The organism is Lactobacillus sp. VURO6/B1 (VP7), from assembly GCF_058139575.1.
On record NZ_JBVOWJ010000020.1, the window covers coordinates 1566 to 3076 of the forward strand.

1 rRNA gene (only partly in view) is annotated in these 1511 nt (G+C 50.4%); it reads right to left on the reverse strand.

What is annotated here, in order from left to right:
* Nucleotides 1-1414: ribosomal RNA gene (locus tag ACZ2M0_RS09230) — 23S ribosomal RNA — on the reverse strand (it extends 1374 nt beyond the left edge of the window).
* Between the last annotated feature and the right edge of the window lie 97 nt (nucleotides 1415-1511).

Genomic DNA, 1511 nt, shown 5'->3' on the forward strand with positions numbered 1-1511 from the left:
TCCATCGACTACGCCTTTCGGCCTTGCCTTAGGTCCCGACTTACCCTGGGCGGACGAGCCTGCCCCAGGAAACCTTAGTCTTTCGGCGGACAGGATTCTCACCTGTCTTGCGCTACTCATACCGGCATTCTCACTTCTAAACGCTCCACTTATCTTCTCAGTTAAGCTTCGCCGCATTTAGAACGCTCTCCTACCACGTGCATTACTGCACATCCACAGTTTCGGTACTATGCTTAGCCCCGGTAAATTTTCGGCGCAGCGTCACTCGACTAGTGAGCTATTACGCACTCTTTTAATGATGGCTGCTTCTGAGCCAACATCCTAGTTGTCTACGCAACTCCACATCCTTTTCCACTTAGCATAGATTTGGGGACCTTAACTGGTGATCTGGGCTGTTTCCCTTTCGACTACGGATCTTATCACTCGCAGTCTGACTCCAGTGCCTCGATCTCTGGAATTCGCAGTTTATCTGAATTCAGTAACCCCTGACGGGCCCTTCGTCCAAACAGTGCTCTACCTCCATGATCGTCCTGGCACCAGGCTAGCCCTAAAGCTATTTCGGAGAGAACCAGCTATCTCCAAGTTCGTTTGGAATTTCACCGCTACCCACAACTCATCCCCGCAATTTTTAACTTACGTGGGTTCGGTCCTCCAGTGCGCTTTACCGCACCTTCAACCTGGTCATGGGTAGGTCACTTGGTTTCGGGTCTACGTCAACTAACTTCTGCGCCCTCTTCAGACTCGCTTTCGCTCCGGCTCCGTCTTTTCTGACTTAACCTCGCTAATTAACGTAACTCGCCGGTTCATTCTACAAAAGGCACGCCATTACCCGTTAATGGGCTTTGACTATTTGTAGGCACACGGTTTCAGGTTCTCTTTCACTCCCCTCCCGGGGTTCTTTTCACCTTTCCCTCACGGTACTGGTTCACTATCGGTCACAATGTAGTATTTAGCCTTGCGAGATGGTCCTCGCTGCTTCAATCGGGATTCCTCGTGTCCCGACCTACTCAGGATCCTGCTCAGCGCGCTTCGGATTTCGCTTACGGGGCTCTCACCCTCTCTGGCTTACCTTCCCAGATAATTCTGCTATCCTTTGCGCTGCCTTATCGCAGTCCTACAACCCCAAATGATAAATCATCTGGTTTGGGCTCTTTCCTTTTCGCTCGCCGCTACTAGGGAAATCGATCTTTCTTTCTCTTCCTGCAGCTACTTAGATGTTTCAGTTCACTGCGTCTTGCCCCAGCCGGCTATCTATTCACCGCCTGGTAATGCATCTGCATGCATTGGGTTCCCCCATTCGGATATCTCCGGATCGCTGCGTACTTACCGCTCCCCGAAGCCTTTCGTGGTTCGTCACGTCCTTCTTCGCCTCATTGTGCCTAGGCATTCACCGTGCGCCCTTCTTTACTTGACCTTACTCAAGATACTCTCTCGGTCGCTCTTTGGCAATCTCTTCTCTTTTGATTGTTTCTCGGTTTTTTCTTGGATTATATTCAGTTTTCAATGTACTA